At 73.8% G+C, this 8,097-nt stretch carries 9 protein-coding genes; 2 read left to right on the top strand and 7 right to left on the bottom strand.

The genetic code is table 11. The features are described 5' to 3' along the window. From FOE67_RS10060 to FOE67_RS10050, 3 genes are all read right to left on the bottom strand, one after another. A partial coding sequence (locus FOE67_RS10060) for a RibD family protein (protein ID WP_182662708.1) occupies positions 1-716 on the bottom strand: 716 nt, incomplete at its 3' end. A 98-nt stretch (positions 717-814) separates the two neighbouring features. Beyond that, positions 815-1,027, bottom strand: coding sequence for a DUF397 domain-containing protein (locus tag FOE67_RS10055; RefSeq protein WP_323384627.1), 213 nt, complete (start codon positions 1,025-1,027; stop codon positions 815-817). Further along, positions 1,024-1,845, bottom strand: coding sequence for a helix-turn-helix domain-containing protein (locus FOE67_RS10050; RefSeq protein WP_323384625.1), 822 nt, complete (start codon positions 1,843-1,845; stop codon positions 1,024-1,026). Before FOE67_RS10050 ends, FOE67_RS10055 begins: the two co-directional genes overlap by 4 nt. Positions 1,846-2,086: 241 nt before the next feature. Here FOE67_RS10050 and FOE67_RS10045 point away from each other — a divergent pair, with 241 nt between their 5' ends. Together FOE67_RS10045 and FOE67_RS10040 are read left to right on the top strand one after the other, a co-directional pair. Beyond that, the gene (locus tag FOE67_RS10045) at positions 2,087-2,533 is read left to right on the top strand and encodes an ATP-binding protein (RefSeq protein ID WP_182662704.1); all 447 of its coding nucleotides are present in this window, start codon (positions 2,087-2,089) and stop codon (positions 2,531-2,533) included. Between the two features lie 80 nt (positions 2,534-2,613). Beyond that, positions 2,614-3,414, top strand: a complete 801-nt coding sequence (locus FOE67_RS10040) for a class I SAM-dependent methyltransferase (RefSeq protein WP_182662702.1) — start codon at positions 2,614-2,616, stop codon at positions 3,412-3,414. A 58-nt stretch (positions 3,415-3,472) separates the two neighbouring features. Here the strand turns inward: FOE67_RS10040 and FOE67_RS10035 are convergent, their stop codons facing one another. From FOE67_RS10035 to purN, 4 genes are all read right to left on the bottom strand, one after another. Beyond that, positions 3,473-4,417, bottom strand: a complete 945-nt coding sequence (locus FOE67_RS10035) for a hypothetical protein (RefSeq protein ID WP_182662700.1) — start codon at positions 4,415-4,417, stop codon at positions 3,473-3,475. A 112-nt stretch (positions 4,418-4,529) separates the two neighbouring features. Then, positions 4,530-5,156 carry a cellulose binding domain-containing protein gene (locus tag FOE67_RS10030; RefSeq protein WP_182662698.1) on the bottom strand — a complete coding sequence of 209 codons (627 nt, stop codon included), beginning with the start codon at positions 5,154-5,156 and terminating at the stop codon, positions 4,530-4,532. A 392-nt stretch (positions 5,157-5,548) separates the two neighbouring features. Further along, a complete protein-coding gene (purH, locus tag FOE67_RS10025; protein ID WP_182662696.1) occupies positions 5,549-7,111 on the bottom strand; it encodes a bifunctional phosphoribosylaminoimidazolecarboxamide formyltransferase/IMP cyclohydrolase in 1,563 nt (520 codons plus the stop codon). Then, a complete protein-coding gene (gene purN / locus FOE67_RS10020) occupies positions 7,108-7,743 on the bottom strand; it encodes a phosphoribosylglycinamide formyltransferase (protein ID WP_182662694.1) in 636 nt (211 codons plus the stop codon). The genes purH and purN overlap by 4 nt, the downstream gene beginning before the upstream one ends. Positions 7,744-8,097: the final 354 nt, after the last annotated feature.

Here is an 8,097-nt window from a genome sequence, read left to right as displayed (position 1 = left end):
GGCGGGGAGTCGGACGCTCGGTCATGATCCCCAGTGTGCGTCAGCCATCGGATGAGCACGCAGTCGCCGACCAGGCGGGTCTCCACCGGGGTCATCCGATGGTCGGGGCCGTGCGGGAAGGCACCGGGGCCGACGAACCGGGGGGCGGCGGGATCCCCGACGAAGAAGGGCGCGACGACGAGCTGGATCTCGTCCACCAACCCGGCCGTCAGGAAGAGGGTGTGCATCGCGCCCCCGCCCTCGACCATCAGCCGCCGCACGCCGCGCGCGGCGAGGTCGGCGAGCACCCGGGCCGGATCGGGCGGGTCACCGGCGTCCACGACGGTCGCGGCGTCACCCAGCCGGACGGCGACTCCGGGGACGGCCCGGCCGGGGCAGTACACCAGCCGCTCGGCCGGGCCGGTGGTGAAGAACCGGGCGGTGGGGTCGAGGTCGCCGGTGGTGGTGAGCACCACCTTGGCCGGGTGTTCCGGACGGCCGGCGGCCAGCCGGGCGGCGCGGCGTTCGGCGGAGCGGACCAGCAGGCGCGGGTCGTCGCGGCGGAGCGTGCCGGCGCCGACGAGGATCGCGTCGCACCCGGCCCGCTCGGCATCGACCCGGTCGAAGTCCTCCTCCCCGGAGAGGAGGAGGCGTTCGGGGCCGGCGGTGTCGATGTACCCGTCGACCGAGGTCGCCACGGACAGCAGCACCCTGGGTCGGCGGGGCGGCGCGGTCATCTCTTCCCTCCGGGAACGCGGGGACGGGCTCGGACGCCCGGTGCCCCGGGCATCCGAACGCTACCGGTCCGCCGGATCCGGCGGACCCGAAGGCGCGCTCAGCGGGGGCCCAGGTGCCCCTCCTTGATCGCGGCGAGCAGCGCCGCCAGGCGGGCGGGCGGGGCCCCGAGCACGGTGGCCGGGGCGTCGCTCTCCCGCAGCAGGACACTGCGGCCGGGTCGTGCCATTTCAACGCAGTTGGCTCCGTTGCCCTCCGAGTAGGAGGACTTTTGCCACTTCGCTTCCACGAACCTACCCGCGCTTATCGTCACTTCATCTCCTTCAGGATCTCTCGCATGAAGTCCACCGAGTCATCGGGCGGCAGCGAAATCCGCTGCACCGCGTCGAAAATACTCCTGTACCTCTTGAGGTCTTCCGGATCGCTCAGATAGTAGTTGTCGTGGGCGCTGTCCAACTGAACCGCGTCCAACCGTTCGACCGGACCGCGGACATAGAGCATGGGTTGAGCCGATCCGATCATGACGTCCGCGGTGAAGGGCACGACCCGGATGGTGACGTTGCCCCACCCCGTGGCGGAGATCAGGTAGTCGATCTGCTCCCGCACGACATCGACCCCGCCGTACCTCACCCGAAGAGCAGCCTCGTGGATCACCGCACGGAACGGCAACTCCCGCTCGCCCAGCAATACCGCTTTACGGGCGATGCGATGCTCCAGTCGCGCTTCGATCACCTCATCGGGAAGGAGCGGAATCGCGTGCGCGAAAAGGACGCGCGCATACGCCGGGGTTTGCAGAATTCCGGGCACGGTGAACGACTGGAACGACAGAATCTCACGGGCGTGGAATTCCAACTCGGAAAGATCGAGGAAGGCATCGGGGAGCTCCCCTCGATACCTCTCCCACCACCCCTTCTCCTGGCGGGCCGTCATCTCGCACAGCGCGGCGATCAAGCCCTGGTCGCTCTCCCCGTAGAGGTCCGCCAGGTGACGCACCCGATCGGCGCTGACGCCCCATCGGCCGGACTCGATGTGGCTGATCTGGGCCTGACTTCCCCCGAGGAGTTCACCGGCCTGCCGGGCCGACAGGCCGGCGGCCTCACGCATACGACGCAACTCCAGACCCAGGCGCACCTGGCGGAGAGTGGGGTTCCTCCTCGGCGGCATTCCAACTCCCGGCGATCGTCCCGTTTCGCGGCGTCACTCTCTCATGCCTCGGTTCACCCTCACGCACACGTCTCACCCTTGCGCCGTCACATGGATGCGCCCTATCGTTCACTCACTCTGAGTGAGTCAATGAATCCGCAGTGCAGTCATTCCGTATGACCGAGCCACGGTGACCCACTCTCCGCACCAGCAGGAAGGCGCCCCACAGATGGCCACAGCCACCCCCTCCCGATCCATCCCCACCCGGACCTATCTGTTGATCGCACCCAACGCCGTGGAAACGGCGAGGATCGCCCGCGATCACGTGGCCTCGGTGTTGGCGCCTCTGACGGGTGACGACCCGGTGGATACCGCTCGCCTCCTGGTCTCCGAACTGGTGACGAACGTCTTCCGGCACACGTCGGACCCGCTGGTGACCATCAGGACCACTCTGGACCGGGAGCGGGTGCGGATCGCGGTCTCCGACCACTCGCCGAGCCAACCCACCCTCCCGCCGTCACCCGACCCGCTGCACGGGGGAAAGGACACCGAGGACGGCAGGGGCTTGCTCCTGGTCGCGGCCCTGGCCTCCGACTGGGGCCTGGTACCTCGCCCCCGGACGGAGGGAATCGGCAAGACGGTGTGGTGCGAACTCCCTTTGGGAGTTCGGTGTTGAGGCCGAGAGGACCCCGTGCGGGCGTCCGATCCCGGGGCATTCGTCCGGGAATTGTCAGTGGTGGGTGCCAGCATGACGACATGACAGCCCTGCGGACGCACGCATCCGTCGTGGCCTCCTACTGGGACGCCGCGGCGCCGACCTTCGACCGGGAGCCCGATCACGGCCTGTGGGAGGAGAGCACCCGCGCGGCCTGGGCGCGCCTGCTCGCGCGGTGGGTTCCGGAGCCGCCCGCCCGGGTGCTCGACCTCGGGTGCGGCACCGGTTCGCTGACCGTGCTCCTGGCCGCCGCCGGTCACCGGGTGACGGGGGTGGACCTGTCGCCGGCGATGGTGGGGGCGGCCCGGGCCAAGCTGGCGGACGCCGGGCTGTCCGGCGAGGTGCTGGTGGGGGACGCCGCCGACCCGCCCGTCCCGGGGCCCACCGCACCGGCCGGCGAGCCGGCCCGGGCGGACGCGATACCCACCGCCCCGTCCGCCGGGCCCGGCGACGGCTGGGACGCGGTGGTGGTGCGGCACCTGCTGTGGACGCTGCCGGACCCGTTGACCGCGCTGCGCCGCTGGGTGTCCCTGCTGCGGCCGGGCGGCCGGCTGGTGCTGATCGAGGGGCGGTGGGCCGAGTCGGCCGCCCTCCCCTCCCCATACGGCGAGGGCGCGGAGCCCCTGCCGTGGGCGGGCGGGGTGCCGGCGGAGGCGTTGGAGGAGGCGATACGTCCGTTGGTCGCGGCGTGGATGACCGTCCCGTTGTCCGGGGACCCGGTGCTGTGGGGCGGCCCGGTGGACGACGAGCGGTACGCGGTGGTCGCCCGGGCGCGGTGGGCTCGGCGGCCGGAGCAGGGCCCGCCGCGCCTGACCGAGATACTGCGCGCCGCCCGACGCTGAGGCCGACCGGGCGGGGCGAGGGACGGCCCGATGTGGCCGGGCGGGGCGGCGGGTCCGGTCAGGAGGACGGGAGTTCGGGGAGAAGGTCGCGGGTGAGGGAGTCCATCCGATCCAGCCCCTCGCGCACCGCCTCCAGTTCGGTGGTGAGCGGGGTGAGGTCGAGCGTGGAGGCGGCCAGGTCCCCGGCGGTGCGCAGGGAGAGCAGCGCGCCGCCGTGCTCGGCGGCGGTCTCCAGGTGCAGGGCGAGGGATTCCAGTTCGGCCATCAGCACCCCACGCAGTTCCTCCAGCCGCTCGCGGGAGGCGGCGCGGTCGGCCACCGCGCGGGCCGAGGTCTCCTTGGCGCGGCGGACCGGGCCCCCCGGCAGGGACTCGATCTCCCGGGTCAGGCGCAGGTGCTCGCCGCGCAGTTCGCGGGCGTCGGGGCCGTCGGCGACGGTGGTGTCGATGGCGGTGACGGCCTCGGCCCGGTGGACGAGCTGGTCGGCGGCGACCCGGGCGTGCGCGGCGCTGTCGGAGAGGAGGTTGGCCAGGGCGTCCGAGCCGTCCCGGCGGGCGGCCAGCTCGCGGTGGGCGTCGAGGCGGTCGGCGGCGCGGCGGGCCCGGCGCAACCACTGCTCGGTCTCCGGCGGGGCGATGACCTCCGCCCGGCGCTGCCGAGCGGTCTCGGTGATCCGCCCGCCGGTGGCGGGGTCCGGCCCGGCACCACGCGCGCCGATGGTGTGGGCGACCAGGAAGAGGAGGAGGGTGATGCCGCCGAGGACGCCGGAGGTCTCGACGGGCTGATCGAGCAGTCGGTGGGCTCCCACGGCCGCGCCGGCGCCGGCGAGAACCGCCAGGACGAAGCCGAGCGTCGTGCCCCCGGCGTCGCGGGGGCGGGCGGGCGCCGGGCTTTCCCGCCTCGTGCCCGGAAGTGACAGGCGCGGGGTGGTCCGGACGTGCTCCGAAGAGCCGTCCCACGCCGCCGAGCGGAACCCCCCGGGCCGTGCGTCGCCGGTGTCCATGGCGTCCCCCCGTCGGCCGTTCTCCCCTGGTGTTGCGGACAGCGTACGCCGCGTCGGTCGGCCCGTGAACGGCCGCGCCCCCGACTGGTGGGGCGCGGCCGATCCGGCCGGTTCAGCCGGTCAGGGGGGCGCAGACCGGGGGCCGCGCGTCGGTCGGTCCGGAACCCGAGCCGATCAGGCCGAAGGACATCGAGGTGCCGGGGGCGACGGCGCCGGTCCAGGGGGTGTTGGTGACGAGGGTGCCGCCGTCGGGGTGGGGTGCGGCGGTGCCGCCCCACACCTGCTCGGCGTTGACGGCCGGGAGGTGGACGGTCCATCCGGTGAGCGGGACGGTGCCGGTGTTGGTGACGGTCACCTCCATCCGGAAGCCGCCCGGCCAGGAGGAGCCGAAGACCGGCAGTGCCGTGCAGGTCGCGTCGGCGGGCGGGTCGCCGGGGCCGGCGTCCGCGCCTCCGGTGGTGACGCCGCCGTCGTCACCGGGGCCTGCGTCCCCACCGCCGTCGTCACCGGGGCCTGCGTCCCCACCGCCGTCGGTCCCGGTGCCCGCCGGGACGCCGGTGTTGCCGGCGGCGGGTGCCGCCAGGGGGCCGGCGAGCAGCAGGGCCGTGGCGGCGACGAAGGCGGTGAGCGCCGCCCGGATCGCGACCCGACCCGGGGTGGTCCGGTCCCCCGGTGGTGTGTCCGGGGGCGGCGAGGGCCGCGATGCCCGATGGTCCGCCGGTGTCCGATCTCCTCGCAAGGTTTCGTCCTTCCCACTCACACCCGATGAATGGGAGCGCTCCCAACGCCGCGCGACCATCCAGCCGGCGATCAGCTCCTCCGTCAAGACCCCCGACCGTCAATGGAGTTCGACCGGAAACGGGAAAGGGGGCCGGGCCGCCCCCCACGGCGACCCGGACCCCTCACCTCTTCGGACGAACGAACCGCCCCGGTGGTTCGCCTTTCGGGCCACTGTTTTCCTCCGAATTGCGTGCAGCCCACAACGGAATCCGCGCGAAACCCCCCTCCCGGACGGATCGAAGGGTCGTCGAAACGCCCCGGGGGCCGGCGCGACCGACGAGCGGTCGGGCCGACCCCCGGGCAAACCATGGGAGCGGTACCACTCCCTGCGGCGGGAGATTCGGCGGGAGATCAGTGGAAGAAGTGGCGGGTCCCGGTCAGGTACATCGTCGCCCCGGCCTCGCGGGCGGCGGCGATGACCTCCTCGTCCCGCACCGACCCACCCGGCTGCACCACGGCCCGCACGCCCGCGTCGAGCAGCACCCGCAGCCCGTCGGGGAAGGGGAAGAAGGCGTCGGAGGCGGCGTACGCGCCGGCCGCCCGCTCCTCCCCGGCCCGCTGCACCGCGAGCCGGGCCGAGTCCACCCGGTTGACCTGGCCCATGCCGACGCCGACCGAGGCGCCGTCGCGGGCCAGCAGGATGGCGTTGGACTTCACCGCGCGGCAGGCCCGCCAGGCGAAGGCCAGCTCCGCCAGGGCGTCGGCGTCCAGGGCCTCGCCGGCGGCCAGGGTCCAGTTCGCCGGGTCGTCGCCGTCGGCCTGGAACAGGTCGCGCTCCTGCACCAGCAGGCCGCCCTCGATGGGCCGCACCTCGTGCCGCTGCGCGGGGGCGTCCGGGCAGCGCAGCACCCGGATGTTCTTCTTCCGGGTGAGGATCTCCAGCGCGCCGTCCTCGTAGTCGGGGGCGACGATCACCTCGGTGAAGATCTCCGCGACCTGCTCCGCCATGGCCGCCGACACCGGCCGGTTGACGGCGATGACGCCGCCGAAGGCGGAGACCGGGTCGCAGGCGTGCGCCTTGCGGTGGGCCTCGGCGACGTCCGAGCCGACCGCGATGCCGCACGGGTTGGCGTGCTTGATGATCGCCACGCACGGCCGGTCGTGGTCGTGGGCGGCGCGGCGGGCCGCGTCGGTGTCCACGTAGTTGTTGTAGGACATCTCCTTGCCGTGCAGCTGCTCGGCGGAGGCCAGGCCGGTGCCGGCCGGGTCCGCGTACAGGGCGGCCGGCTGGTGCGGGTTCTCGCCGTAGCGCAGGGAGCGGGTGCGCTCCAGGGCGGTGGCGGTGAAGGAGGGCAGCGCCTCGGCGTCGGGGGCGTACTCGGCGGCGAACCAGGAGGCGACGGCCGCGTCGTAGGCGGCGGTGTGGGCGAACGCCTCGGCGGCGAGCCGCTTGCGCACCGGCAGGTCGAAGCCGCCGCCCTCGGCCGCCGCGACGACCTCGGGGTAGCGGTCGGGGTTGACGACCACCGACACCGAGGGGTGGTTCTTGGCGGCGGCGCGCACCATCGAGGGGCCGCCGATGTCGATCTGCTCCACGCACTCGTCGGGGCTCGCGCCGGAGGCGACGGTCTCGCGGAACGGGTAGAGGTTGACCACGACCAGGTCGAACGGCTCGACGCCGAGCTCGTCGAGCTGGGCGCGGTGGTCGTCCAGGCGCAGGTCGGCGAGGATGCCGGCGTGCACCTTGGGGTGCAGGGTCTTCACCCGGCCGTCCAGGCACTCGGGGAAGCCGGTCAGCTCCTCGACGGGGGTGACGGGCACGCCGGCGGCGGCGATGACCTTCGCGGTGGAGCCGGTGGAGACGAGCCGGACGCCCGCCGCGTCGAGCCCACGGGCCAGCTCCTCCAGCCCGGTCTTGTCGTAGACGCTGACCAGGGCGCGCCGGATGGGGCGCCGGGTGGATTCGGTGGTCACGGGATGTACACCTTTCGTCCCTCGATGCGGTGGCCGTCGCGGGCCAGCCGGCCCACGGCCTCGACGAGCAACCGGCGCTCGACGTCCTTGATGCGCTCGTGCAGCGCGGATTCGTCGTCCTCCTCCCGGACCTCGACCACGCCCTGGGCGATGATCGGGCCGGTGTCGACGCCCTCGTCGACGAAGTGGACGGTGCACCCGGTGACCTTCACGCCGTGCGCGAGCGCGTCGCGCACGGCGTGCGCGCCGGGGAAGCTCGGCAGCAGGGCCGGGTGGGTGTTGACGGTGCGTCCGCCGAACCGGGCCAGGAAGCGCGGGCCGAGGATCTTCATGAAGCCGGCCGAGACGACCAGGTCGGGTTCGTGCGCGGCCACGGCCTCGGTGAGGGCGGCGTCCCAGGCGTCCCGGTCGGGGTGGTCGGCGAGCCGGCACACGAAGGTGGGCAGGCCGGCGGCGTCCGCGCGGTCCAGGCCCGCGATGTCCGGCCGGTCGGCGCCGACCGCCACCACGCGCGCGCCGTAGTCGTCGGCGCCGAGCCGGGCGACGGTGTCGAGGAGGGCCTGGAGGTTGGTCCCGGATCCGGAGACCAGGACGACCAGGCGCTTCGGAGACGTTTCCCGGGCAGGGGCCACGGCTGTTGTTCCTTCGGGGCGGGGGCTCGTGCCCCGGCCGGCGGACCGGTCGGGACGGGGCTCGGGCTGCGCCCGGGCGGGGTCGGCGCGGGCGGGCCCCGGGTCACGATACCGGCCCGCCGCGCCGACCCCGTGCGACGGTCCCGGCCCCGTCCCGGTACGGTCGGGGACATCGCCACCCGCCGTACCACCCGGGACGATCGGCGCCACGAAGGGGACACGAGGAGCAGATGACCGACCGACGCCCTGCCTCCGACCGCAGGAATTCCGGCGACGAGCAGCGGGAGAACCCGTTCGCGCCGCCCCCGGCGGACGCCCCGGACCGCTCCCGCGCGCCGCGGGGGGAGGACGGCG

It is taken from the genome of Streptomyces calidiresistens (assembly GCF_014141525.1).
GTDB lineage: Bacteria > Actinomycetota > Actinomycetes > Streptomycetales > Streptomycetaceae > Streptomyces > Streptomyces calidiresistens.
The sequence above is the reverse complement of the archived record's forward strand: the minus strand, read 5'-3'. Positions and strand labels throughout refer to the sequence as shown.

Bases quoted from the DNA above. Each gene is read 5' to 3' on its own strand.
- FOE67_RS10045 (WP_182662704.1), top strand. From the start codon at position 2,087: ATGGCCACAGCCACCCCCTCCCGATCCATCCCCACCCGGACCTATCTG.
- FOE67_RS10040 (WP_182662702.1), top strand. From the start codon at position 2,614: ATGACAGCCCTGCGGACGCACGCATCCGTCGTGGCCTCCTACTGGGAC.
- FOE67_RS10035 (WP_182662700.1), bottom strand. From the start codon at position 4,417: ATGGACACCGGCGACGCACGGCCCGGGGGGTTCCGCTCGGCGGCGTGG.